Origin of the sequence: Pseudomonas sp. OV226, assembly GCF_003148705.1 — a bacterium.
Lineage (GTDB): Bacteria > Pseudomonadota > Gammaproteobacteria > Pseudomonadales > Pseudomonadaceae > Aquipseudomonas.
This window is the reverse complement of the sequence record NZ_QGGS01000012.1, coordinates 91,405-115,781: the sequence shown is the minus strand read 5'-3', so window position 1 is coordinate 115,781 and position 24,377 is coordinate 91,405. Positions and strand designations below refer to the sequence as shown.

22 protein-coding genes and 1 tRNA gene are annotated in these 24,377 nt (G+C 59.8%); 15 read left to right on the top strand and 8 right to left on the bottom strand.

What is annotated here, in order from left to right; all coding sequences use genetic code 11:
- Positions 1 to 162: 162 nt before the first annotated feature.
- Positions 163 to 822 (bottom strand): MarC family protein, encoded by a 660-nt coding sequence (locus tag C7534_RS19580; protein WP_046030499.1) that lies wholly within the window; start codon positions 820 to 822, stop codon positions 163 to 165.
- 319 nt (positions 823 to 1,141) lie between these two features.
- Between C7534_RS19580 and C7534_RS19575 the strand changes: the two genes are divergently transcribed.
- Complete coding sequence (locus C7534_RS19575; protein WP_256594784.1) at positions 1,142 to 2,137, top strand: metallophosphoesterase; 996 nt, start codon at positions 1,142 to 1,144, stop codon at positions 2,135 to 2,137.
- A gap of 51 nt (positions 2,138 to 2,188) precedes the next feature.
- Here C7534_RS19575 and C7534_RS19570 read toward each other — a convergent pair whose 3' ends face one another.
- Positions 2,189 to 3,049, bottom strand: coding sequence for a LysR substrate-binding domain-containing protein (locus tag C7534_RS19570; protein WP_046030494.1), 861 nt, complete (start codon positions 3,047 to 3,049; stop codon positions 2,189 to 2,191).
- Positions 3,050 to 3,181: 132 nt separating this feature from the next.
- Between C7534_RS19570 and C7534_RS19565 the strand changes: the two genes are divergently transcribed.
- From C7534_RS19565 to C7534_RS19545, 5 genes are all read left to right on the top strand, one after another.
- Entirely contained in the window at positions 3,182 to 4,234 is a 1,053-nt protein-coding gene (locus tag C7534_RS19565; RefSeq protein ID WP_109786741.1) for an agmatine deiminase family protein, read from the top strand.
- A 4-nt stretch (positions 4,235 to 4,238) separates the two neighbouring features.
- Positions 4,239 to 5,147, top strand: a complete 909-nt coding sequence (gene aguB / locus C7534_RS19560; RefSeq protein ID WP_109786740.1) for an N-carbamoylputrescine amidase — start codon at positions 4,239 to 4,241, stop codon at positions 5,145 to 5,147.
- A gap of 1 nt (position 5,148) precedes the next feature.
- Positions 5,149 to 6,252, top strand: coding sequence for an extracellular solute-binding protein (locus tag C7534_RS19555; protein WP_109786739.1), 1,104 nt, complete (start codon positions 5,149 to 5,151; stop codon positions 6,250 to 6,252).
- 69 nt (positions 6,253 to 6,321) lie between these two features.
- A complete protein-coding gene (locus tag C7534_RS19550; RefSeq protein WP_109786738.1) occupies positions 6,322 to 7,446 on the top strand; it encodes an agmatine deiminase family protein in 1,125 nt (374 codons plus the stop codon).
- Positions 7,447 to 7,579: 133 nt separating this feature from the next.
- Positions 7,580 to 7,654, top strand: a tRNA-Gln gene (locus C7534_RS19545).
- Between the two features lie 74 nt (positions 7,655 to 7,728).
- Here C7534_RS19545 and lipA read toward each other — a convergent pair.
- From lipA to C7534_RS19515, 5 genes are all read right to left on the bottom strand, one after another.
- A complete protein-coding gene (gene lipA, locus C7534_RS19540; protein ID WP_109786737.1) occupies positions 7,729 to 8,715 on the bottom strand; it encodes a lipoyl synthase in 987 nt (328 codons plus the stop codon).
- A gap of 52 nt (positions 8,716 to 8,767) precedes the next feature.
- Positions 8,768 to 10,024, bottom strand: a complete 1,257-nt coding sequence (glyA, locus tag C7534_RS19535) for a serine hydroxymethyltransferase (RefSeq protein WP_109786736.1) — start codon at positions 10,022 to 10,024, stop codon at positions 8,768 to 8,770.
- Positions 10,025 to 10,066: 42 nt separating this feature from the next.
- On the bottom strand, positions 10,067 to 10,450 hold the full coding sequence (gcvH, locus tag C7534_RS19530; protein ID WP_007942957.1) for a glycine cleavage system protein GcvH: 384 nt from the start codon (positions 10,448 to 10,450) through the stop codon (positions 10,067 to 10,069).
- 407 nt (positions 10,451 to 10,857) lie between these two features.
- Complete coding sequence (locus tag C7534_RS19520; protein ID WP_109786735.1) at positions 10,858 to 12,366, bottom strand: sigma-54-dependent transcriptional regulator; 1,509 nt, start codon at positions 12,364 to 12,366, stop codon at positions 10,858 to 10,860.
- Between the two features lie 79 nt (positions 12,367 to 12,445).
- Positions 12,446 to 13,360, bottom strand: coding sequence for a LysR family transcriptional regulator (locus tag C7534_RS19515; RefSeq protein ID WP_109786734.1), 915 nt, complete (start codon positions 13,358 to 13,360; stop codon positions 12,446 to 12,448).
- Between the two features lie 151 nt (positions 13,361 to 13,511).
- Between C7534_RS19515 and speB the strand changes: the two genes are divergently transcribed.
- The 8 genes from speB (at position 13,512) to C7534_RS19475 (ending at position 21,706) form a co-directional block, all read left to right on the top strand.
- Positions 13,512 to 14,510, top strand: a complete 999-nt coding sequence (gene speB, locus C7534_RS19510; RefSeq protein ID WP_046030470.1) for an agmatinase — start codon at positions 13,512 to 13,514, stop codon at positions 14,508 to 14,510.
- 67 nt (positions 14,511 to 14,577) lie between these two features.
- A complete protein-coding gene (locus C7534_RS19505; protein WP_109786733.1) occupies positions 14,578 to 16,086 on the top strand; it encodes an aldehyde dehydrogenase family protein in 1,509 nt (502 codons plus the stop codon).
- 285 nt (positions 16,087 to 16,371) lie between these two features.
- Positions 16,372 to 17,940, top strand: coding sequence for a purine-cytosine permease family protein (locus C7534_RS19500; protein WP_046030468.1), 1,569 nt, complete (start codon positions 16,372 to 16,374; stop codon positions 17,938 to 17,940).
- 2 nt (positions 17,941 to 17,942) lie between these two features.
- Positions 17,943 to 19,631: a choline dehydrogenase gene (gene betA / locus C7534_RS19495; protein ID WP_109786732.1), complete on the top strand. Its 1,689-nt coding sequence runs from the start codon at positions 17,943 to 17,945 to the stop codon at positions 19,629 to 19,631.
- A gap of 218 nt (positions 19,632 to 19,849) precedes the next feature.
- Complete coding sequence (locus C7534_RS19490; RefSeq protein ID WP_109786731.1) at positions 19,850 to 20,503, top strand: peroxiredoxin; 654 nt, start codon at positions 19,850 to 19,852, stop codon at positions 20,501 to 20,503.
- 22 nt (positions 20,504 to 20,525) lie between these two features.
- Positions 20,526 to 20,984, top strand: coding sequence for a GNAT family N-acetyltransferase (locus tag C7534_RS19485; protein WP_109786730.1), 459 nt, complete (start codon positions 20,526 to 20,528; stop codon positions 20,982 to 20,984).
- Between the two features lie 271 nt (positions 20,985 to 21,255).
- A complete protein-coding gene (gene relB / locus C7534_RS19480; RefSeq protein WP_046030461.1) occupies positions 21,256 to 21,447 on the top strand; it encodes a type II toxin-antitoxin system RelB family antitoxin in 192 nt (63 codons plus the stop codon).
- The gene (locus C7534_RS19475) at positions 21,437 to 21,706 is read left to right on the top strand and encodes a type II toxin-antitoxin system RelE/ParE family toxin (protein WP_109786729.1); all 270 of its coding nucleotides are present in this window, start codon (positions 21,437 to 21,439) and stop codon (positions 21,704 to 21,706) included. Before relB ends, C7534_RS19475 begins: the two co-directional genes overlap by 11 nt.
- A gap of 117 nt (positions 21,707 to 21,823) precedes the next feature.
- Here C7534_RS19475 and C7534_RS19470 read toward each other — a convergent pair whose 3' ends face one another.
- On the bottom strand, positions 21,824 to 23,182 hold the full coding sequence (locus C7534_RS19470; RefSeq protein WP_256594785.1) for a M15 family metallopeptidase: 1,359 nt from the start codon (positions 23,180 to 23,182) through the stop codon (positions 21,824 to 21,826).
- Positions 23,183 to 23,391: 209 nt separating this feature from the next.
- Between C7534_RS19470 and C7534_RS19465 the strand changes: the two genes are divergently transcribed.
- Positions 23,392 to 24,369 carry an NAD-dependent epimerase gene (locus tag C7534_RS19465; RefSeq protein ID WP_109786727.1) on the top strand — a complete coding sequence of 326 codons (978 nt, stop codon included), beginning with the start codon at positions 23,392 to 23,394 and terminating at the stop codon, positions 24,367 to 24,369.
- Positions 24,370 to 24,377: the final 8 nt, after the last annotated feature.

The window sequence follows — 24,377 nt, the reverse complement described above, 5'->3', positions numbered from 1 at the left end:
GGGCTTTTTTTGTCTGAGAATGCTCATGGTGAGTTCAAACCAGTCAATTGTCTGTTGGGCCGAACTCAATGCTGAAGATTTTTGATGAACCGCTTAAAGGCTGTTTTGATCGTGACGGGGCGGGAAAGCTATGGATTAGATCAACGACCGCCAAGAACGTGCCTACTTCGCCACCGCATTGAGGAGCACGCCGTACGACTGGAGGAACTCCACCGTGCCGTGGAAGATAAGGCCCACGCCCATGGCCGAGACAAAAAAACCGACGATGCGGGTCGCGGCATCGATGCCTTGCGGGCCGATCTTTTTCAATATGCCCTTGGCGTAGACCAGTGACAGGTAGGTGGTGAACATCGTGGCGCAGATGGCCAGGGCCACGACGGCGAACGACATCACCGCGCGATTGGAATCCTTGATGGTGCTGGTCAAGCCGATAACGGTAGCGATGGCGCCGGGGCCAAACATGATCGGCATGGCCATCGGGATGAACGCAATGTCCTGGTCACCCTTGACGCTGCTGGGAATCAGGCTGCTGTTGGGCGAGGGGGCGAAAAGCTCGAAGCCGATTTTCATCAGGATCAACCCGCCGACCACACGAATCATGCTCAGGGGCACCTCGAACAGACGCAGCAGCAGGTTGCCGAAAATCAGAAAAAAGAACATCAACAACAGCGCATAGAGGCACGCTTTGCGCGCTACTCGGCGCAACTCGGCGGCGTCCTTGTCATGTAGCAACCCCAAGAACACAGGAATGGCCTCCAATGGATTGATGATCGCCAGGAGGGTGGTAAACATTCCGAAGAACAGCGTGAGGTACGAGTTCATGGGGGCTGCCTGAGAAGGGGCTTGCGATTCACCCTAGCTGATCGGGAGGCAACTCACCTCGAACGGTGCCGAAAAAAAGCCGGACTTGCGGACGGGAGGTCTTCCGAGAGGCTCGCAACGTCGAATGGAGGCGGGGCAGGGCGCAAAAGCAGACTTGAAAATGAATACGGTACGAATTTTTAACGAAGTACCAACAACTGGAGTGATCTATTGAAGGGAGGTTGAACCTGACTTCCCCGCCTGCCGATACCCAGTGAGTGACCGATTGAAACGCACGACTTCATCCTCTATTGCAAAACGTTCGGTGTTCAGGAAAGTGGTGATTTGCTCTGGCGTCACCTTTGTTCTTCTGCTGATCGCCGGGGGGGATTGGCTGTATACGCCCCCAGAGCCTTATGTTCCGTTGAGTGCGCAGGACCCTGCGTCGGTATCGATGATCGCTGTGGGCGATCAAGGCAGCGGTGACCTGCAGCAGTGGCGGGTGGGGCGGGCCATGGAGCGAGTCGCCGCCAATGAGGGGCGACTGAACATGGTGGTGTTTCTGGGTGACAACTTCTACGGCAAGCCGTTAGCCAGCACCCACGACCTCAACTGGCAGACCCGATTCGAGCGTGTCTATTGGGGCCATTGGCTCAGTCATGTGCCGTTCTATGCGGTGCTGGGCAATCACGATTATCCGGCGTCGCAGCAGTATGAGATCGAATACGGACAGCAGCATAAGGGATCGGGCCGCTGGCAGATGCCGGCGAACTTTTACGTCAAGGATTTCGGTGACGTCGACGGGCGCCCCTTGGTGCGAATGGTGTTCCTCGACACGTCGGCACCGCGTGAAAGTTTGCAGCAGCAAATCGACATGATCGATCAGGCATTCCAGGCACCCGGTCCGGGTCCGGTGTGGCGGATCGCTGCGTCTCACCATCCGGTGCGCAATCAGGGGCAACATGGCGAGGAGTCGGATCTGGTTGCCAGGCTTCTGCCGGCCTTGCAACGCAACAATGTCGATCTGCTTTTGTCAGGCCATGATCACAATCAGCAATTACTGCTGCGCGCCGGGGAGCCCGCGTGGGTCATCTCCGGTGCGGGAGGGCAGAGACTTTATGCCCTGAATACACCTGCACCGGACAGCGCGTTCGCCGCATCACGGGCCGGGTTTGCCAAACTCGACCTGAATGCCCGTCAACTGCGTTTGGCTTATTACAATGATCGCGGTGATCTGGAAACCGATTATCGCTGGGCCAGAGACTGCCCATGGATGGCCAAGGGCTGTTTACTGCCCGGGGCGTCGCAAGGGAGCATCGCGCAGTCGTCACAATGACGGAAAACCGGGGCGCCAGTCATTTACGAGGCGCCAGCGCAGTGGTATCGGTCACGAATCTGCCCCCTCCAACTGACTCACCAGCCACTCACTGAAACTCTTCGCATTGCTCTCGCTGTCACGGTGGGTCAACAACGCCCAGTTCGGGCCGCGAATGGTTTGTTCCACCAAGGGTTGCAACAACCCGTCGGCGCACGCCTGCCGGCTCAGTAACTGGCTGACCAGGGCGATGCCAAGCCCCGCGCAGGCAGCGTCCAGCAGCAGGCCGGGGTCGGAGAAATTCAGCCCCTGATCTTGCTGGCCGACATCGATCCCGGCTTCCACCGCCCAATGGCTCCAGTCCATTTCCCGCTCGCCATGCAGGGTGCTGCGCTGTTCGCTCGCCAGCGCCAATTGGCTCGGGTGGCACGCCGGGAAGAGGCGGTCGGCGTGCAGCACTTTGAAGCTGCATTCGGCCTGGGAGCTGATGTCGTCGCGCACCGCAATGTCGATGGTCTGGGTGGTCATGTCCGGGACTTCATCGGTGCTGTAAATCCACAGGTCCACCTCCGGATGCTGACGGCGGAAGTCCCCCAAACGTGGCAACAGCCAATGACGCGCGAACGCCGGCGTGGTGTTGAGTACCAGTTGATTGGGTTTCTGGTATTGCCCGAGACGCCGAATGCCGACGGCCAATTGTTGCAGCAGTGCCTGGGTGGTGCTGAGCAGATCGTGGCCGGCATCGGTCAGGCTGACACTGCGACCGCTGCGAAAGAACAGGGGTTGTTCCAGGTACGCCTCAAGGCTGCGGATCTGCTGACTGATGGCCGACTGAGTGAGGTGCAACTCGTCGGCCGCCTTGTGAAAACTGCCCAAACGGGCGGCGGCCTCAAAGCCGCGAAGGGTGCCGAGCGGGGGCCAGTGCTTGAGCATCGATAAGGTTTCCTAATCAGTTTTCCACTAAATCCATCGTTTGTTCGCCCATTTTTACAGCCGTAGCATGCATGCCAAGACCGCCAAGGCAGTTTTCGTTGAACACAATGGCTTAACTTAAAGGTGCTTGTCATGCAGCAGAACGAAATTCGAAACAGTGGCTGGTGGATGCCGGCTGAGTGGGCTCGACACGCCGCGACCTGGATGGTCTGGCCGCACAACCAGGCACTTTGGGAATCGGGTTGGGGCGTGACGCTGGCACTGGTGCAAGAAGACTTCGCCCGTGTAGCCAATGCCATTGCCCGTTTCGAGCCGGTGAAAATGGTCGTCGATCCATCAGCCATTGCCAGTGCCAAAGCCTTGTGCGGGCCCAACATCGAATTGATCGCCTTGGCGGTAAACGACAGTTGGTGCCGCGACTCCGGCCCGAGTTTCGTCTGCCATCCGCAACAAGGCCTGGCCGGTGTGAGCTGGCGCTTCAACGCGTGGGGCGGCAAGTCGGCGCATGATCTGGACGAAAGCCTGGCGCGCCGCGCGCTCAATCATCTGGGCTTGCCGTGCTTTGGCACACCGCTGAGCAACGAAGGCGGGGCCATTCATGTGGACGGCGAGGGCACGCTGATCACCACCGAGTCGGTGCTGCTCAACCCTAACCGCAACCCGATTATGAGCAAGGCTGACATGGAGGAGATCTTCACGCGTTTGCTGGGCGTGAAGAAGACCATCTGGCTGCCGGGCGATCCGGACTATGTGACCGGTGACATGACTGATGGCCATGTCGATGGCGTCTGTGCATTTGCCCGCCCTGGTGTGTTGCTGGTCGACGCCACCCGCGATCAAGGCTCGGTGTATGCCGAAGTGGTCCGCGAAAACCGTCGTGCGCTGGAGCTGGCAACCGATGCCCAGGGGCGCAAGTTCGAGCTGATCGAATTGTATGAAGCCACCGATGCCGTCGACACCGACGCTGAAGTGTTCTGCGCCTCCTATACCAATTTCTACATCGCCAACGGCGCGATCATCATGCCGGCCTACGGCATCGATGCCGACCACGTCGCGGCCGATGTGTTGCGTGAGGCGTTCCCCGGACGTGAAGTGGTGCCGGTGCGGATCAATCATCTGGCCCATGGCGGCGGTGGGGTGCATTGCATCACCCAGCAGCAACCGGCATGGCCAGTGGAGGGTTGATCTGATGACACTTTTGACGATTGCCACCACCCAGATGCCTTGCACCTGGAACCTGCAACACAACCTCGATCAGGCCGAGCAGTTAGTGCGCGACGCGGCGGCCAAGGGCGCTCAGGTCATCCTGCTGCAGGAGCTGTTTGCCACGCCGTATTTTTGCATCGAACAAAGCCACAAACACTTGGCGCTGGCCGAAGAATATCGCGACAGCCCTGTGCTCAAGCGTTTCGCCGCGCTGGCCAAGGAGTTGGGTGTGGTGTTGCCGCTGAGCTGGTTCGAGAAGGCCGGCAACGCGTACTTCAATTCGTTGAGCGTGGCCGATGCCGACGGGCGCTTGTTGGGTGTGTATCGCAAGACCCACATCCCCAACGCCATCGGTTATCAGGAGAAGGAATATTTCAGCCCCGGCGATACCGGTTTCCGTGTCTGGGACACCGCGTTCGGCCGCCTCGGCGTGGGCATCTGCTGGGATCAGTGGTTTCCCGAAACCGCGCGTTGCCTGGCATTGATGGGCGCTGAAGTCCTGCTGTTTCCCACCGCCATCGGCTCTGAGCCCGGCTGCGCGACCCTGGATTCACGGGATCACTGGCAAATGACCATGCGCGGCCATGCGGCGGCCAACATCCTGCCGGTGGTGGCCGCCAACCGCGTCGGCCGCGAGGTGGCGACCACCGATCCCGAGCTGCAAATGAGCTTCTACGGTTCGTCCTTTATCTGTAACCACAAAGGCAAGTTGCTCGCCGAAGCCGACCGCGACAGCACGGGCGTATTGGTGCACAACCTGGACCTGGCGGCCATGCGCGAAGAACGCTTGAGCTGGGGCATTTACCGCGATCGTCGCCCGGACATGTACGGGGCGTTGTTGAGTCAGGACGGTCGTCACCTCAATGCACGCTGGAATACTCAAGGGGTTTGACATGCAAATCGCCAACAAACGCTTGCTCGGCGCCTTGGGCCTGGCCCTGTGCTGCGCGATACCGTCGCTGCACGCCGAAGAGAAAACGCTGCGGCTGTACAACTGGGCTGATTACTTTGCCGAGGACACGCTCAGCCGATTCACCGCCGAAACCGGGATCAAAGTGATCTACGACGTCATGGACGGCAGTGAAACGCTGGAAGCCAAGATGCTCGCTGGCGGCAGCGGTTACGACTTGATCTTCCCCGGCGACACCGTCGCCGAACGCTTGATGCGCGCCGGAAGCCTGCAACCGCTGGATCAGTCAAAAGTCATCGCGCTGGATGACGTCGAACCCGGTTTGCAGAAGTTGCGTTCGCACTATGAGCATTCGAGCAAGGCCACTGTTCCCTACACCTGGGGCACCATCGGCCTGACCTACAACGCCGAGCAGATCAAGCAGCGTATGCCGGATGCACCGGTCAACAGCCTGGACATGCTGTTCAAACCGGAGCTGGCCGCTCGGTTCGCCGATTGCGGTATCTCGATGATCGATTCGCCGGACGAAGTGCTGGCGGTGGTGCTCAATTACCTGGGCAAGGATCCCCGTAGCGCCAAGCCTCAGGACCTTGCTGCGGCCAGTGACTTGCTGATGAAACTGCGACCGCACATTCGCAAGTTCCAGTCGCAACCGGTGACTGATCTGGTCAATGGCAACCTGTGTCTGTCGCTTGGCTACAGCGGCGACATGACACAGGCGCAACGGACCTCGGACAGCGCCGGCAAGAACACCACGTTCCAGTATCGCGTTCCCCGTGAAGGCACCACGGTGTGGATGGACACCATGGCGATACCGGTCGACGCCAAACACCCGGAGTACGCCTACGCGTTCATCAACTTTGTCATGCGCCCGGAGAACATGGCCGCCATCAGCAACTTCACCGGCTACCCTACGTCCAACGCGAAGGCGCGTCCGAGCGTCGATGCGGCCATGCGTAATAACCCGGACATTTACCTCGATGAAGCCACGTATGAACGGCTGATTCCGGGCAAGGACATCCCCCAATCCGATATGCGCGCGCGCATGCGCACCTGGACCAAGTTCAAGACCGCCACTGCCCAGTGACATTCGCCGGCACCCGGTGCCGGCCTTCAATCTTTCAGCAATAACGAACAGCTATTCAAGGATACACACATGTCGACGCGTCGCCAGTTCATCAAACACGCATCAGTAATCGCAGGTATAGGCGCCGCTGCGTCCATGGGGTTCAGCCTCTCGCCGGTGTCAGCACACGCTGCCACCGGGGGGCAATGGTTCATGCCGGACGAAGGCGACAAACATCAGCGTGCGTTCATTGCCTTTGGCGCACAGGAGGCGATCTGGGAAGACTTTACCGCCGACGTGCAAGAGGCCCTTGGCCTGATCGCGCGCACCATCGCCGACTACGAGCCGGTGACCGTGTTCTGCCGCGCCAGCGAGCGGGAACTGGCCGAAGAGCACTGCGGCACGGCGGGCGTCACCTACGTCACCACTGAGCTCGACGATATCTGGATGCGTGACATCGGCGCCAACTTCGTCATCGACGGGGACGGCGGATTGGGCGCCGTCGACTTCAACTTCAATGGCTGGGGCAACAAACAACGGCATGCCAAGGACGCGAAACTGGCCGCGCTGGTCGCCAAAAACGCCAAGGCCAGCTACATGCGCAGCGAACTGGTGGGCGAGGGCGGTGGTATCGAAGTGGACGGTCACGGCACCGGGATCATGACCGAAAGCAGTTGGATCAACAGCAATCGCAACCCGGACTGGAGCAAAGCCGAGGTCGAGCAAGAGCTGAAGGAACGCCTCGGCTTGCGCAAAATCATTTGGCTGCCGGGCATCAAAGGCAAGGACATCACCGACGCCCATGTCGATTTCTATGCGCGCTTCGTCAAGCCGGGGGTGGTGATCGCCAACCTCGACAACGACCCCGAATCCTACGACCGCAAAGTGACATTGGCCCACCTGGACATTCTGAAAAACGCCACGGACGCCGATGGCCGCAAGTTGCAAGTGCGCACCGTGTCGCCGCCGCTGAACCCGCGCAAGAGCAAGTTCAACAAAAGCAATCCGGATTTTGCCGCCGGTTACATCAACTACTTCGTGATCAACGGGGCGGTCATTGCGCCTGAGTTCGGTGACAAAGCGGCCGATACCAAGGCCTTCGACCTGTTGTCCGAGCTCTACCCGGACCGTGAGGTGGTACAGCTCAACATCGATGCAATCTCGGCCGGTGGCGGCGGCATCCACTGTGTGACCAATCATCAGCCACGGGTTTAATCTGGCGTCGTGCCCGTTGTAACTAAACTTGATTAATGTTAAGTGGCTGTTTTAGAACAAAAATATGTTCGGTAGGGGCTTCCCATGTTGAGGGAAAGTTGATAAATTTCCGCCCGTTCGTAGCAATTGCTACAGGGGCGTCGCCAAGCGGTAAGGCAGCAGGTTTTGATCCTGCCATGCGTTGGTTCAAATCCAGCCGCCCCTGCCATATTTCAAGAAGCGCCAGACCTGACCGGTCTGGCGTTTTTTTATGCCTGTGATTTTCTCTCCAGGCGATACGCCTCAGCGTTCAACCGACTTCGCTCCTTGCACCTGTTGGTCGGCATGGTAAGACGAGCGCACCAACGGGCCAGACGCGACGTTCTTGAAACCCATGCGCGCACCTTCCTCGGCAAACCAGGCAAACACGTCCGGGTGCACGAAGCGCTGGACTGGCAAGTGACTGCGTGACGGTTGCAGGTACTGGCCGAGCGTGAGCATGTCGACATCGTGCTCGCGCATGCGCTGCATCACCTCGATGACTTCCTCGTCGGTTTCGCCGAGGCCCAGCATCAGGCCGGATTTGGTCGGCACGGACGGAACCAAACCCTTGAACTTCTGCAACAGGTCCAGTGACCACTCGAAATCCGAACCCGGTCGCGCCGCTTTATACAGGCGCGGCACGGTTTCCAGGTTGTGGTTGAACACATCGGGTGGCTCAGTGGCGGTGATCGCCAGCGCGACGTCCATGCGCCCGCGATAGTCCGGGACCAGGGTTTCCAGTTGCACGCCCGGCGACAATTTGCGGATTTCGCGCAGGCAATCGACAAAGTGTTGGGCGCCGCCATCGCGCAGATCATCGCGGTCCACCGACGTGATGACCACGTACTTCAGGCGCAGGTCGGCGATGGCCACCGCGAGGTTCATCGGCTCATCGGCGTCGAGCGGTTTCGGCCGGCCGTGGCCGACATCGCAGAACGGGCACCGGCGGGTGCAGATGTCGCCCATGATCATGAAGGTCGCCGTGCCGCCGGAAAAACACTCGCCAAGGTTCGGGCAGGACGCTTCTTCGCAAACGCTGTGCAGCTTGTGTTTGCGCAGCAGTTGCTTGATGCGGTCGACCTCGGGAGAGATCGGCATGCGCACCCGGATCCAGTCGGGTTTGCGTGGGAATTCATCGGTCGGGATGATCTTGACCGGAATCCGCGCGACCTTCTCTGCACCGCGCAGTTTGACGCCAACTTGCATTTTCGCCGGGGCGGTGCCGGTTGGTTCCATCACTGTACTCATGTGTTTCTTCCTTTGGCGCGAGCGGGAGGGCGGTTAACCCTCCCGTGGCTGATCAGTCGCGGTAGACCGGGAAGTCACTGCACATCGCGGCGGCTTGTCGGGCGACGTGCGCTTCGACATCGGCATCGCCGAGGTGATCGAGCAGGTCGCAGATCCATCCCGCCAACTCGATACTCTGCGCTTCCTTGAAACCACGGCTGGTGATCGCCGGCGTGCCGATGCGCAGGCCCGAGGTCACGAACGGCGATTGCGGATCATTGGGCACGGCATTCTTGTTCACGGTGATACCGGCGCGGCCGAGGGCGGCGTCGGCGTCTTTGCCGGTCAGGCCCTGGCGAATCAGGCTGACCAGGAACAGGTGGTTGTCGGTGCCACCGGAAACGACGTCGAAACCCCGGTCGATAAAGACCTTGGCCATCGCCTGGGCATTGCGGATCACCTGCGCCTGATAGGTTTTGAAACCGGGCTCCAGCGCTTCCTTGAAGCACACCGCTTTGGCCGCGATCACGTGCATCAGCGGACCGCCCTGACCGCCCGGGAACACCGCCGCGTTGAGTTTTTTCTCCAGTTCCGGATTGGCCTTGGCCAGGATCAGGCCGCCACGCGGACCGCGCAGGGTTTTGTGCGTGGTGGTGGTGACGACGTCGGCGAAGGGGATCGGGTTCGGGTACAAACCGGTCGCCACCAGCCCGGCGACGTGGGCCATGTCGACGAACAGGTAAGCCCCGACTTTGTCGGCGATCTGGCGGAAACGCGGGAAGTCCAACGTCTTGGAATAGGCGGAGAATCCGGCGATGAGCATTTTCGGTTTGTGCTCGACGGCCAAACGCTCGACTTCGTCGTAATCGATCAGCCCGGTGGCGGTGTCGATGCCGTACTGCACGGCGTTGTACAGCTTGCCGGAAAAACTCACTTTGGCGCCGTGGGTCAAGTGGCCGCCATGGGCCAGGCTCATGCCCAACACGGTGTCGCCCGCTTGCAGCAGCGCGAGGAAGACGGCGGCGTTGGCCTGACTGCCGGAGTGTGGCTGGACGTTAGCGTAATCGGCGCCGAACAATTGTTTGGCCCGGTCAATCGCCAGTTGTTCGGCCACATCAACGTGTTCGCAGCCACCGTAATAGCGCTTGCCTGGATAACCTTCGGCGTATTTGTTGGTCAGGCCACTGCCTTGCGCTTCCATCACCCGTTGACTGGTGTAGTTCTCGGAGGCGATCAGTTCGATGTGGTGCTCTTGCCGTGCGTCTTCGGCATTCATCGCCGCCAGCAGTTCGTCGTCGTAGCCTTTGATCTGGTCGTGTTTGCTGAACATGGTGTGGTCCTTTTTCGGATTCAGGAAAAGCGTGGGGGGGCTTCAAGCGTCGGCGTGTTCTGCGGTCAGGCGTTCATAGGCGTCTTGATCCAGCAAGTCGCTCAATGCCTCGACATCGACCGGTTTGAAGCGAAAGAACCAGCCTTCGCCCAATGGGTCTTCGTTGACCCGTTCCGGAGTGCTCTCGAGCGTCGCGTTAATCTCGACCACTTCACCGTCCAGCGGCATGCCGATACTGCTGGCCGCTTTCACCGATTCCAGTACCGACACTTCAGCGCCTGCATCGAAGGCGCCCAGTTCAGGCACCTGAACGAACACCACATCCCCCAATGCCTGCTGGGCAAACTCAGTGATGCCAACGGTGACCAGGCCATTGCTCTCAAGGCGCAACCATTCGTGATCGACGGTAAAACGCAATTCGCTCATAACAACTCCTCATTGTTCAGACTCATCCACTGCTGGTGGCGGATGACGTTTACAGGCTCGTGCGGGGCAGCGAGCGTGGCTGGAACAGTGATAGCAAGGGCGGTGCCAATGTTGGTTAGTTGTTTAAAATCAAAGAGTTGTTATGTTATTGAAAGTGCCAATAGGGTTTTCCTGTATTGAAATCAATACGGACAAGAGGAGGGCAACGAGCAGGGCAGGAAAAAATGGGGTCGCAGAAGGTTGTCTTGAATTCGATACGCTGTAGCGATTTCAAGACGACTACAAATCCCTGTGGGAGCGGGCTTGCCTGCGATGAGGGAGTGTCAGTCAACATCAATGCTGAATGTCACACCGCTATCGCGGGCAAGCCCGCTCCCACAGGGTCCTTGTGTTGTTTGGGGCAGGGCTCAGGGCTTGGTGGGAATGCCGTACTTGCGCAGGCGAATGGCGATGGCGCTGTGTGACGTTTGCAGCCGCGCCGCCAGCAAGCGGCTGGAGGGATAACTGCGGTAAAGCTGTTCCAGCAGGTGCTTTTCAAAGCCTTCGACGGCAGCTTCGAGGCTGCCCACTTCACCGTCGTTTTGCCGCTCTACAGCGGTTCTGGCAATGTCCAGATCGTCGATGTCCACCAGCGGGTTTTCGCAAATCGCCGCCGCCCGGAAAATCACGTTTTGCAGCTGCCGAACGTTACCCGGCCAGCGGTTGCCGAGCAGGGCAGGAAAGGTGCTTGGGGCCAAACGGCACACCGGACGCTGGATCTGTGCGCAGGCCTGCTGCATGAAGTGGTTGGCCATCAACAGGATGTCGTGGCCGCGCTCACGCAGCGGCGGCACTTGCAGGTTGAGGACATTGAGACGGTAGAACAGGTCCTCTCGAAAGTGACCTTCAGCGACCATTTTTTCCAGGTCGCGGTGGGTGGCGCTCAGCACCCGAACGTTGACCTTGACCTCGCGATCGCCACCGACCCGACGGAAGCAGCCATCGCTCAAAAAACGCAGCAACTTGGCTTGCAGGTAGGGCGACATTTCACCGACTTCGTCGAGGAACACTGTGCCTTGGTCTGCCAGTTCCAGCAGGCCGAGTTTGCCGCCACGCTGGGCGCCGGTGAAGGCCCCGGCGGCGTAGCCGAACAGTTCGCTTTCGGCGAGGCTTTCCGGGAGGGCTGCGCAGTTCAACGCCAAAAACGGTGAATCGCGCCGCGTGCTGATTGCATGGCAAGCGCGGGCCACCAGCTCTTTGCCGGTGCCGGTTTCACCCTGGATCAACAGCGGCGCGTCGAGCGTGGCCACGCGTTGGGCTCGGGCCTTGAGCGTGCGAATCGCCGGGGATTCGCCCAGCAGCGCATCGAACCCTTCGGCATGGTCATGGTGCAGCGCCGACAGGCGTTCGCCGATGCGGTTCGGGTGATACAGCGTCAGCAGGGCGCCGGCATCGGTGATCGGCATGGCGTCCAGCAGCAACGTCTGCCCGCCCAGGCTGACCTCGTGCATGGGCAGGCGGAAGTGGTGTTCGATCAGCGTCTGTTGCAGCGACGGATCATCGAACAACGCGGTCAGCGATTCACCGGCCGGTTCGCGACCACACAAAGCGATCAGCGCCGGGTTGGCCAGCAATACAAAACCGCGGTCATCCACCGCCAATACCGCGTCGGTGCTGGCCGCCAGCAAGGCATCGAGTTGCAAGCTTCGGCGTTGCCCCGGAAGGATGTCGACCATCGTCACCGCTTGCACACCTTGTACGCCGAGAAACGCCTCGCGCAGCTCTTCCAGAACATCGACGCCGAGGGTCGGTGCATCGATGTAAACGTTCGGTGGCACCATCTCGACGGCGTCCAGATTGAACCGGCGCCCACCGAGCAGGGCCAGTACTTCCTGGGTGATGCCGACGCGGTCGATGAAGGTGACGTGGATGCGCATAACGGGCCTGCAAGGGTGGCGAACGGGGTGGTGGCGTCAATGAGTATGCCGGGCAGTGTTGACCTGTGGCGAGCGCAGATCAGCCATTGCCGGTTTTACGCGAGCACGCGGCCAGGTCTTCGAGGAACGCCTGGAGGATCGGCGGCGGCGCGGTGCCGCGTCGGGTAATCACGTCGAACGGCGACATCAATTGCAAGCTGTTCGGCGCCAGTTGATGCATCTCCCCGGTCTTGATCCACTGGCCAGCGAAGTGTGCCGGAAGAAACCCCAGATATGCCCCGGAGATCAGCAAAATGGCGAGCGCCTCGATGTTGTCGACGGTGGCCGCGGCTTTGCTGACGCCCAGGTGTTCAAGGTCGTATTGCTGCATGTAGCCGCGCACGACAATCCGGCTCGCGGCGATTTCTTCGAGCAGTTCATCACCTTCGGCCTTACTGCCATACAGCGGATGCCGCCGCCCGCAATACAACCCCAACGCTTCCTGATACAGCGGTGTGTGCAGCAGGCCTGGAACGTGGATCGGGAAGTGCCCGATGGCCAGGTGCAACCGGCCGTCGAGTACGCGTTCTTCGAGTTCGGCGGGGGTGCCCACGTACACGTTGAGGTGCACGTCGTGCCCCCGGGACACAAAGCGCTGAGTGGTGCGCGGCAGCGGCGAATCGGGGTCGGTGATGGTGGTGTCGATGATCCCCAGGTTGAGTTTGCCGCTGATGTGCTGCTTGAGCACGTCGGCGTCCATGCAGAAATTTTCCACCGCCGACAGCAGGCGCTGGGTGGCTTCATGAATGGCCACGCCTTGCTCGGTCAAGCGAAAGCCGCTGCGCCCGCGCTGACAGAGTTTGACCCCCAGTCGGGTCTCCAGATGAGTCATCTGTTCGCTGATGGTTGACTGGCCGGCGTTCAACGCCGCTTGCGCTGCGGAAAAGCCGCCGCACCTGACAATCGTGGCAAACACCCTGAGTAATTTCAGATCGACATCGTGCAGTTGAATCACGTTGGATCTCCCGCGTGTGGATGCATCGGTAATGCCGATATGAGTATCTGATGTTTAGCATTTTTTCCACGAAAACCTGCGCCCATAGTCATTCCAACGGCGGTCGCCTTGCAGTCCGCCCAGCCGATAACAAAAAGTGGAGAGGCTTGAAATGTCGAATAACGGTTATGAATCCGGTCGCCTGAACCTGCCATTCGTGGGTCATTGCACCTTTGGCAAATCCCCGGTGTGCACCGATTGGGACGCGCTGGATGCCGACGTCGCGGTGCTCGGCGTGCCCAACGACATGGGCACCCAATGGCGCTCCGGCGCACGCTTCGGACCACGCGGGATTCGCGAAGCATCGACGCTGTTTTCCTTCGGCCATGCCGGCGCCTATGACCACGAAGACGACGTGATGTACCTGACCGCCGCCGACGTGCGCATGGTCGATGTCGGCGACGCCGATATCGTGCACACCGACATGGTCACCAGTAACAAGAACACCGAATACGCCGTGCGCAAGATTCTCGATGCCGGTGTCATGCCGGTGGTGCTCGGCGGCGATCACTCGGTGCACGCGCCGGTGATCAAGGCGTTCGAGGGCCGTGGCCCGATCCACATCATCCACTTCGATGCGCACCTGGACTTCGTCGATGAACGCCACGGTGTGCGCTACGGCCACGGCAACCCGCTGCGCCGCGCCTCGGAAATGAACCACATCGTCGGCATGACCCAGATGGGCATCCGCAACGTGTCGTCCTCAAACCGCGATGACTACGAAGCGGCCCACGAGGCGGGTTCGAAGATTCTCTCGGTACGTGATGTACGTCGCCTCGGCGTCGAGGGTGTGCTGGCGTTGATCCCGCAGAACATCAATTACTACATCACCATCGATATCGACGGTTTTGACCCGTCCATCGCCCCGGGCACTGGCACGCCAAGTCACGGCGGCTTCCTCTACTACGAAGTGCTGGAAATCATCCAGGCCCTGGCCAAGCGCAGCAAGGGCAACATCGTCGGCATGGACCTGGTGGAGGTTGCACCGGTGTATGACCCGAGCGGCATGACTTCGATTCTCGCCGCGCAACTGCTGCTCAACAGCATCGGTTTCATCTTCCACGAGCGGGCCAAGGTGCGTGCGGCCGAAGGCGAAGCCACTCCGGCCTGACGGCACGGATCGATCCTCGAACCACAGTGACCCGGCAGGACCTCACTGCCGGGCAGAGAGAATAAAAATGGACACGATCGTTAAGCAGTACCTGCAGAAATTTGGCGTCTCCGAAGCGACCCAGACCTTCCTCAGCAAGGTGCAGAAAATGTTCATCGGCGGTGCTTTTGTCGAGGCCAGCGACGGGCAGACGTCCGATGTCATCGAGCCGTCGACCGAAGGCCTGATCACGCGCATTCCGATGGGCACCACCGATGACCTGGACCGCGCCGTGCAAGCGGCTCGCGCGCAGTTTGACGGCGGCGCCTGGCGCCAGGCCAAACCGGCCGAACGCGAACGGCTGATCCAGCGCCTGGCTGACCTGATTGAACAGAACGCGGAGGAGCTGGCGCAAATCGAATCGATCGACATGGGCAAGTCCGTAGCGTTTGCCAAAGACGTCGATATCCAGGGCACAGTCGACACCCTGCGTTATTTCGCCGGTTGGGCGACCAAGCTTCACGGGCGCACCGTCGAGCCCTCGCTGCCCGGCAATTACCTGGCCTATACGCGCAAAGAACCGGTGGGTGTGGTCGGCGCTATCGTGCCATGGAACTTCCCGTTGCAAACCATGGCCTGGAAGCTCGGCTCCGCCCTGGCGACCGGTTGCACCGTGGTGGTCAAACCCGCCGAGCTGACCTCGCTGTCGGCCCTGCGTTTTGCCGAACTGGTACAGGAAGCCGGCATCCCGGATGGCGTCATCAACATCGTGTCCGGGCGCGGCAGCGTGGTCGGCGCCGCCATGGCCACGCACCCTGGCATCGACAAACTGACCTTCACCGGCTCGACCCCGGTCGGCCAGACTGTCGGCCGCGCAGCGCTGGAAGACATGAAGCGCCTGACGCTCGAACTCGGTGGTAAATCGCCGGTCATCGTCTGCGCCGACGCCGACATCCCGGCCGCCGCTCAAGCGGTCGCCAACGGCGTGTTTTTCAACTCCGGGCAGGTATGCGACGCCGGTACACGGGCCTATATTCATAGCAGTGTCTACGACGAATTCCTGCGTGAACTGATCGCCTATACCCGCACGTTGAAAATCGCACCGGGCCTGGACCCTGACTGCTTCATCGGTCCGCTGGTGTCGGCGCTGCAAAAACAGCGCGTGACCGAGTACATCGAAACCGGCAAGCAGGAAGGTGCCGAACTGGTCTACGGTGGCCAGCCCGTCGATGGCCCGGGCTTCTTCGTCGAGCCGACCATCTTCGCCCATTGCCGCAACGACATGCGCATTGTCCAGGAAGAGATCTTTGGCCCGGTGCTGGTCACCGCACCGTTCGACGATGAGGAAGAGGCGCTGGCCTTGGCCAATGACTCGGTGTACGGCCTGGCCGCAGCACTCTATTCCAATGACCTGGGCAAGGTGCACAGCCTGATCCCACGGTTGAAGGCCGGTTCGGTCTACGTCAATGCCCACGGCACCCTCGACCCGTCGATGCCGTTCGGTGGCTACAAGCAGTCCGGATTCGGCAAGGACCTGGGCGCCGAGCAGCTCGATTACCTGCTCGAAACCAAGGCCGTCTGGATCACGCTGCCCTGAGTCACGGCTGACGTCTTTCTGTCGGTTCAGCCGCAACGCAATCCGTAGCAGCTGGCGAAGCCTGCGTCCGGCGGCGCAGCCGTCGTAAAACCAGTGAGGGTGGTGTGTCTGGTAAGCCTTGGTCATCGGGTTTACGACGGCTGCGCCGCCGGACGCCGCCTTCGGCAGCTGCTACACGGTTCGCGGCATCTTCAACAACAGGGAACGGCAAGGATGCGCCCGGGCGTCGTTCACCCGAAAGAATGCAGTTATTCCGTCATGATCTTCCAACAATAAGAGTCCATCATGAACACTGACGCCAAAGCCGCTCCTAGCGTGTCGCTTCTCGATGACAAACCGATCGTCGAAAGCCATTCGATCGACTTCATCCCGGAACACGAACGCACCGACAAACTGTCCAGTCAAGGCCCGTTCTGGTTCCTCGGCAACTTCACCTTCTTCACCATGACCATCGGCTTCGTGGGCCCAAGCGTCGGCCTGACCGCGCTCTGGACCACACTCGCCGGCACGCTGGGCATCATGTTCGGCACGCTGTTCATGGCGTTTCACGGTTCGCAAGGTCCGCACCTGGGCCTGCCACAAATGATCCAGTCGCGCGCGCAGTTCGGCTATCGCGGGGTGATTCTGGTCCTGCTGGCGACGCTGTTTGTATTTGCCGGGTTCAACATCGTCAACCTGGTGTTGATGATGCAGGGCCTGCACACGCTTTTCGGTTTCAACCCCGCCGTGATCGCGGTGGCGGTGACGATACCGGCGGCGGTCCTGGCCATCCTCGGTCATGACTGGATGCACCGCAGTTTCAAATGGGCGTTGTACTTGTCGATTCCGCTGTACGGGCTGGTCACGCTGGCGGTGATGATGGGTTGGGTGCCTGATGCGGCGATGCCAGTGCTCGCCGCCGGTGAGGTGGCGCCTGCTCCGTTGGGCTTCAACTGGACCGGTTTCATCGCCCAGTTCGCGGCGGCGGCCAGTTACAACATCGCCTACGCGCCTTACGTCTCCGACTATTCGCGTTACCTGCCGAAAAACACCTCCAGCGGCAAGCTGATTGCGGTGGTGTTCCTGGGCGCGTCGTTGTCCGGTGCGTGGATGATTTCCGTCGGTGGCTGGCTGGCCGATCACCTGCACTCCACCGATGTGCTGGTGGCCCTTGGACAAGTCGGCAACACCGTTTCACCGCTGATCGGTACGGCGGTGGTGGTGATCACGATTCTGGCGTTCCTGCCGGTGATTGCGATGAACATCTACAGCGCGAAACTGACCACGCTGACCTGCGTCGACTCCATCAAGCACATCGAGCCGACGCGCAAGGCGCGGATCCTGGCGATCGGTTTTGTGATCCTGCTGCAACTGGGCGTGGCCCTGAGCATCCAGAGTTCGGGCAAAGGCTTGTCGGTGCTGGGGATCTACCTGGTGGTGATGCTGTACTTCCTGGTGCCCTGGACCTCGGTCAACCTCACCGACTATTTCTTCGTGCGCAAAGGCCGCTATGCCATCCCGCACTTCTTCATGCCCCACGGCAATATCTACGGCAGCTGGGGCCTGCGTGGCATCGCCGCGTATGCCATCGGTTTTATCTCGATGATCCCGTTCTTCTACATCTACGACGGCGTTGAGCAGCGTGAGGTCTATGTCGGCCCGCTCGCCAAGGCGCTGGGCAGCATCGACATCGCCTGGCTGGTCGGGCTGATCGTATCGGGCCTGGTTTACTACTGGTTCAGCCGCTCGATCGACCTCAAGCGTGAAGAAGCCGTTATCCAGCACATCGAGAAAACCTCTCCTCAATACACCACTGGCGATTCGCTGACCCAACGTTCGACGCCGGTATTCAACGAATCGACAGCCGGGAGATAACCATGGCTACGCAAAATTACGACTACATCATCATTGGCGCAGGCTCGGCGGGTTGTGTGTTGGCCAACCGCTTGAGCGAAGACCCGGACACCTCGGTTCTGGTCCTGGAATTCGGTGGTAGTGATCGCAGTGTGGTGATCCAGATGCCCAGCGCGTTTTCGATTCCGATGAACACCAAGAAATACAACTGGCGCTACGAAACCGAGCCGGAGCCGTTCCTCAACGGCCGGCGCATTCACTGCCCGCGCGGCAAGGTGTTGGGCGGCTCCTCTTCGATCAACGGCCTGGTCTATATCCGTGGCCACGCCTATGACTTTGACGAGTGGGAATCGCTCGGCGCACAGGGCTGGGGCTACCGCAATTGCCTGCCGTACTTCAAACGGGCAGAACATTACGAGGAGGGTGGCGACAGCTACCGTGGGCAAACCGGGCCGTTGCACACCACCAACGGCAACCACATGAAAAACCCGCTGTACGGGGCGTGGGTCGAAGCCGGCGCGGAAGCGGGTTACATCAAGACCGACGACTGCAACGGCTACATGCAGGAAGGGTTTGGCGCCATGCACATGACCGTGAAAAACGGCGTGCGCTGCTCTACCGCCAACGCCTATTTGCGCCCGGCGATGGGCCGTCCGAACCTGACCGTGATCACCCACGCGATGACCCGTCAGATCCTCCTTGAAGGCAAGCGCGCCGTTGGCGTGATGTATGACCACCAAGGCCAGACTCATAAGGTTTTTTGCAACCGCGAAGTGCTGATCGCGTCCGGCCCGATCGGTTCGCCGCACCTGCTGCAACGCTCCGGGATCGGCCCGGCCGAGGTCCTGCGCAAAGCCGGGATTGGCGTGCGTCATGACCTGCCGGGAGTAGGGGAGAACCTGCAGGATCACGCCGAGGTGTACATCCAGTTCGGTTGCAAGGAACCGGTGACCCTCAACAGCAAAATGGACCCGCTGAGCAAGTTGATGATCGGTTTGCGCTGGCTGCTGTTCAAGGACGGGCTCGGCGCCACCAACCATTTCGAGGCGGGTGGTTTCATTCGCTCGGACAAGGGGTTGCGCTGGCCGGACATTCAGTTCCACTTCCTGCCTGCTGCGATGCGCTACGACGGCAATAAACCGATCAAGGGCCATGGCTTCATGGTGCTCACCGGGCCGAACAAACCCAAGAGCCGCGGATATGTGCGCGCGGTTTCAGCCGACCCGTATGAGCATCCGCAGATTCAGTTCAACTACCTGCAACGGGAAGAGGACCGCGAGGGCTTCCGCCGCTGCATCCGGCTGACCCGGGAGATTATCGGCCAGAAAGCGATGGACCGTTTCCGCGATGGCGAAATCGCACCGGGCGCACAGGTGACCAGCGATGAAGACCTGGATGCCTTCGTGCGCGACAACCTCGAAAGCACCTACCACCCCTGCGGCTCGTGCCGCATGGGCGAGGACGACATGGCGGTGGTGGATTCCGAGCTGCGGGTGCATGGCATCGCCGGGTTGCGCGTGATCGACTCGTCGGTGTTCCCGACCGAACCGAACGGCAATCTCAATGCACCGACCATCATGCTCGCCGAGCGGGCCAGCGATCTGGTGCGCGGACGCACCATGCTGCCGGCCTCCGATGCGCCCGTCGGCCTTGTGCAGGATTGGGAAAACAGCCAGCGGTCGACGCTGCCGGGACGCAACGTCCGGGTTTGATGTGTTCGACAGGAATCAGGTCGCCGGTCGGGCGACCTGATTGGTTTTGCTCTTATGAAATCAAAGGCTTATTGATCCAGTGCGGCGGTCACTGCCGTGTCTTGAAGCGTCTCCTATACTGATCCGCGTTGGCAGGTTCAACACCGATCCTGAATGCCGTTGGAGACGTCCCCCATTCCGACGGTTTTCCCTACGACCCCACAGTAAGGAGAACGAACATGGCAATCCGCATTGGCGACGAGGCACCGGACTTTACCGTCGAAAGTACCGAAGGCACGCTGAACTTCCACGAATGGATTGGCGACAAATGGGCCATTCTGTTTTCCCATCCGAAGGACTTCACCCCGGTATGCACCACTGAACTGGGCTACATGGCAGGGCTCAAACCGGAGTTCGACAAGCGCAACACCAAGATCGTCGGACTCAGCGTCGACCCGGTCAGCAATCATGCAAGCTGGGCCAAAGACATCGAAGAAACCCAGGGGCACGCCGTCAACTACCCGATGATCGGTGACGAAAACCTGGTCGTGGCGAAGCTCTACGACATGATCCATCCGAATGCCAGCGGCGGCGCCCGCACCGCCGTAGACAACGCCACCGTGCGTTCTGTGTTCATCATCGGCCCGGACAAAAAGGTCAAGGCCATGCTGATCTACCCAATGAGTGCCGGGCGAAACTTCGATGAAGTACTGCGTCTGCTGGATTCCCTGCAACTGAACGCCAAACACACCGTCGCGACTCCAGTGAACTGGCGTCCGGGTGAAGACGTGATCATCCCCACGTCGGTGTCCGATGAAGACGCACGCAAGAAATACCCCGATGGCTTCAAAACCATCAAGCCTTACTTGCGCAAGGTTGCGCAGCCCAAGTAATGCCTCGCTGAGGAGCCTCAACATGGTCGTACAAGCCCTTCGTGTCGACGCCACCCACCTCGACAAGGTGGCACGCCTTTTCGACGCCTACCGAGGCTTTTACGGCCAGCCCTCGAACCTGACGCAATCGCGCGAATTCATCGCCGAGCGCATCGCCCGGGACGAATCGGTGATTTTCCTCGCCGAAGATGCCACGGGGGACGCGCTGGGTTTTGTGCAGTTGTACCCCACCTTTTCCTCCATCGACGCCCACCGCACATGGTTGCTCAGCGACCTGTTCACCAGCCCCCAGGCCCGAGGGCGAGGGGTCGGGACGTTGCTGATGAACACCGCTCGCGAATTTGCGGTGTTGAGCGGTGCCAAGGGCATGGTGCTGGAAACGGCCACCGACAATCTTGGTGCACAGCGTTTGTATGAGTCGTTGGGGTATGTGCGTGACGGGGGGTATTACACGTATTGCCTTGATTTGAAGCAGGGTTGAGAAGGAGCCGGGCCTTACGAAAGTGGCTGGGGCGGCAACCGCGCGTCATAAAACAGGCACCGTAAGACGTGCGACTGCTTTCAAATAATCGAAGAAATATCCCACAGGGTTTTAGGCTTGGCGCTCGGAAGCGAGGCGGGTAGCGTGGTCGCTGCAATCAGGAAGGAGTGAGCGGACTGTCGGTAGCAGGCATGAACGCCCTTCATCTTGCCAGCGACGACAGCAAGCCACTTACCGATTAGACTGCTAAACATCAAATCCGGAGGTCACTATGAGCGCCGAACTTTCCCCCATCGTTTCAGAGTTTGAAACTGAAGAGCAGGCTGCCAGCTACGACCATTGGTTTCGTGCCAAAGTGCAAGCCTCGCTCGATGATCCACGCCCGAATGTCCCACACGATCAGGTGATGGCTGATATGCGAGCCTTGATCGAATCCAAGCGCAACAAGCGCGATGCTGGTTGAGTGGCGGCCCGAGGCTCGGGCTGAACTCTGGCAAATTCTGGATTATATTGGCGACCGTCACCTTGTAGCGGCTAGTGAGTTGTACCAAGCTATTGAAGTTGCTACCTCAGCACTTCCTCAACATCCCTACCTTTATCGATTTGGCCGTGTGCCCGGTACACGGGAAATTGTTGTGCACCCCATTTATCTGGTGGTCTATAGAGTGACGGATCGAATTGAGATCGTGACCGTTTTGCATGCCCGGCAGGAATATCCCTGACTTTTGATTGGGCTGTTCTGTACACGACGCTCCGCTTATTCAGCTCCTTTGTTTTGGCGGTTGGCGAGCTTTGGTAACAGTACCTTTCCAGTTGATCCAACCCAAGCGCCACCAACGTCACGGCAAATTCCAGCCCTCTTGAAACCGCTCGTATTGCGCCAGTGGCATTTGCACCAGCAACGGTGACTCGCGAGGGTCCAGCCATTTGAGCAGCGCGGCAATATCTCCCTGATCCATGGCCGTGCAGCCCAGCGTCGGCGAGGTCGGGCCGCGCCAGATATGGAAGAAAATGCACGAGCCCGAGCCCGCATTGGCCGGGGTGTTGTGTTCGATGAAAATGCCTTGGCGGTAACCTGGCTCGTTGCGCATGTGCTCAGAACTGCTCCAGTCCTTGGCAATCTCCGCGCCGTCGACCAGTTCGTTGTAGCGTCTGGACTGGCCGTCATCCACGCATTCGGTGCTCGGTGTCAGCGAGAGGTACGGTAAGTGGGTGTCGGCCGTGGTGTCGTAACCGAATGCCGTTCCGAGTTTGAAGACCCCGGCCGGTGCCTTTCCGTCGCCTTCGCGTTTGACCGGGCCTTCACCGGCGTCAACGCTGGCAAGTCCCTTGCCCCAACCCATGCCGTTTTTACCCACCATCACTGGAAACGCATCCCCAACTTTTCGAAAGGAGGTGCCGTCGCGCTCATAGCGCTGTGCGGTGCCCTGGATGTCATCCCAGTTTTTGCTGGTAACCACAATCAACTGGCCACTGGCAGCGATCGCGTCGCGGGTGCTGATGGGTGTAATCGGGAAGTCCATCACGTCCTTTGGCGCGCCTTCGCCACCGAACGTGAAGTGCCACCATTCCTTCGAATACCCGCTAAACCCTTCTTTCTCCATGGCGCTGCTCAGGCGCTGACGGTTTTCTTTTGCGGTGGCATTGATCGAAGGGTTGGCAGTGTGCGCGCGTTCATCGAAGCAATCGAACCCGGTGCCCATGTCGAGTGCGCCGTCATGCCAGCGCTGTTCATAGGGGGCCGTGCAATCGATGGGCGCGGCCAATGGCGTCCATTGGTCGGCGGGCAAGGCGTTCGGACCGGTCAGTGTCAGGTCCACGGTCGAGCCTCTGGAGTGCCCCGACACCCGCGCCACATAGCCCAGGCGCCAGAAGTCCTGTTTGTCCACCCGTGGATAGAACTCGGCCTTGCGTGGGTCGCCCGGTTCTGTCGCGAAGCGGCCCATGTCGGCGACGGCGCGGCTGGGTCGATAGCAATCGAATACCTTCAAACCGTAGCCCTGCAGGCGCAAGGCCGCCTGGACCCGGGCGAGGGCCTTGGCGGTGTCCACGGACAACAGGCATTCGGCAGCGTCGTAACCGTCGAGCCGGTGCCCGGTGAAGTTGTGAGCACCGGCATAACGCATATCCTGTTCTATGCTCGGGTCGATGGTGCGCAAATACATCATGTTCGCAGGCTTTTGTTCGGCACTGGCCATGCCGCAAATGACAAGGCTTATCAGTACCGTCAAAACGCGACTGCGCACCCTTGTCGTCTTCATACAATTTAAATAAATATGTAACAAGATTTCACCATTGGACAGGCAGGGTAACGGTGGCTTCGTGTCAACGATGTCACGGGCCTCAATGACTTATCAATGGTGCAGGGGATGAAGTTGAAGCGGGTCTCGAAAAATAATGAGGTGCTATGACTGTTCTGGTTACCGGAGCTGCCGGTTTTATTGGTTATCACACTGTTAAGCGTTTGTGTCAGCAAGGTCTTGAAGTGATCGGTATCGACAACCTCAACGACTACTACAGCGTAGAGCTCAAAAGGGCACGGCTCAAAGAGTTGGAGTCCTTGCGGGGTTTTCGTTTCCAGCGACTCGATATTGTCGATAAACCGGCCTTGATGACGTTGTTCAAAGAGCATGCTTTCACCGAGGTCGTGCATTTGGCAGCGCAGGCGGGTGTTCGCTATTCGCTGGACAACCCGGACATTTATGCGCAATCGAACCTGGTGGGTTTTCTGAATGTATTGGAAGCCTGTCGGCACCATCGCCCGGAGCATTTGATCTATGCGTCGAGCAGTTCGGTGTACGGCACTAACAGCAAAATGCCGTTCAGCGTCGAAGACGCCGTCGATCACCCGGTTTCGCTGTATGCCGCCAGCAAACGCGCCAATGAGATGCTCGCGCACAGCTATAGCCATCTCTACGGAATTCGTACCAGCGGCCTGCGCTTTTTCACCGTTTACGGGCCGTGGGGCCGGCCGGACATGGCCTTGTTCAAGTTCACCAAGGCGATCCTCAATGACGAGCCGATCGATATCTATAACTACGGCGAGATGGCCCGCGATTTCACGTATGTCGATGACATCGTTGAAAGCATTGCGCGCCTGCGGACAAAACCGCCGGTACAGGGCAATGACGGCGAAGCCGCCAACCGAATCTTCAATATCGGCCGGGGCGAACCCGTGCCGTTGCTGGCGTTCGTCGACTGTCTGGAAAACGTGCTGGGCATCAAGGCCCGGCGCAATTACTTACCGCTACAGGCGGGCGATGTGATCAAGACCTGGGCCGATGTGTCGGTGCTGGCGGACTGGGTCGATTTCCGCCCGCAAGTAGCGGTTGAAACCGGTGTGGCGGAATTTGTGAAGTGGTATCGCCACTTCTATCAGCTATGAAGCGTTCA

Coding starts and splice junctions, on each gene's coding strand:
- C7534_RS19500 (WP_046030468.1), top strand. CDS start 16,372: ATGAACACTGACGCCAAAGCCGCTCCTAGCGTGTCGCTTCTCGATGAC.
- C7534_RS19520 (WP_109786735.1), bottom strand. CDS start 12,366: ATGCGCATCCACGTCACCTTCATCGACCGCGTCGGCATCACCCAGGAA.
- C7534_RS19580 (WP_046030499.1), bottom strand. CDS start 822: ATGAACTCGTACCTCACGCTGTTCTTCGGAATGTTTACCACCCTCCTG.
- aguB (WP_109786740.1), top strand. CDS start 4,239: ATGACACTTTTGACGATTGCCACCACCCAGATGCCTTGCACCTGGAAC.
- C7534_RS19565 (WP_109786741.1), top strand. CDS start 3,182: ATGCAGCAGAACGAAATTCGAAACAGTGGCTGGTGGATGCCGGCTGAG.
- C7534_RS19475 (WP_109786729.1), top strand. CDS start 21,437: ATGCTGGTTGAGTGGCGGCCCGAGGCTCGGGCTGAACTCTGGCAAATT.
- speB (WP_046030470.1), top strand. CDS start 13,512: ATGTCGAATAACGGTTATGAATCCGGTCGCCTGAACCTGCCATTCGTG.
- C7534_RS19555 (WP_109786739.1), top strand. CDS start 5,149: ATGCAAATCGCCAACAAACGCTTGCTCGGCGCCTTGGGCCTGGCCCTG.
- C7534_RS19505 (WP_109786733.1), top strand. CDS start 14,578: ATGGACACGATCGTTAAGCAGTACCTGCAGAAATTTGGCGTCTCCGAA.
- glyA (WP_109786736.1), bottom strand. CDS start 10,024: ATGTTCAGCAAACACGACCAGATCAAAGGCTACGACGACGAACTGCTG.
- C7534_RS19570 (WP_046030494.1), bottom strand. CDS start 3,049: ATGCTCAAGCACTGGCCCCCGCTCGGCACCCTTCGCGGCTTTGAGGCC.
- C7534_RS19465 (WP_109786727.1), top strand. CDS start 23,392: ATGACTGTTCTGGTTACCGGAGCTGCCGGTTTTATTGGTTATCACACT.
- C7534_RS19550 (WP_109786738.1), top strand. CDS start 6,322: ATGTCGACGCGTCGCCAGTTCATCAAACACGCATCAGTAATCGCAGGT.
- lipA (WP_109786737.1), bottom strand. CDS start 8,715: ATGAGTACAGTGATGGAACCAACCGGCACCGCCCCGGCGAAAATGCAA.
- gcvH (WP_007942957.1), bottom strand. CDS start 10,450: ATGAGCGAATTGCGTTTTACCGTCGATCACGAATGGTTGCGCCTTGAG.
- C7534_RS19470 (WP_256594785.1), bottom strand. CDS start 23,182: ATGGCCAGTGCCGAACAAAAGCCTGCGAACATGATGTATTTGCGCACC.
- relB (WP_046030461.1), top strand. CDS start 21,256: ATGAGCGCCGAACTTTCCCCCATCGTTTCAGAGTTTGAAACTGAAGAG.
- betA (WP_109786732.1), top strand. CDS start 17,943: ATGGCTACGCAAAATTACGACTACATCATCATTGGCGCAGGCTCGGCG.
- C7534_RS19485 (WP_109786730.1), top strand. CDS start 20,526: ATGGTCGTACAAGCCCTTCGTGTCGACGCCACCCACCTCGACAAGGTG.
- C7534_RS19490 (WP_109786731.1), top strand. CDS start 19,850: ATGGCAATCCGCATTGGCGACGAGGCACCGGACTTTACCGTCGAAAGT.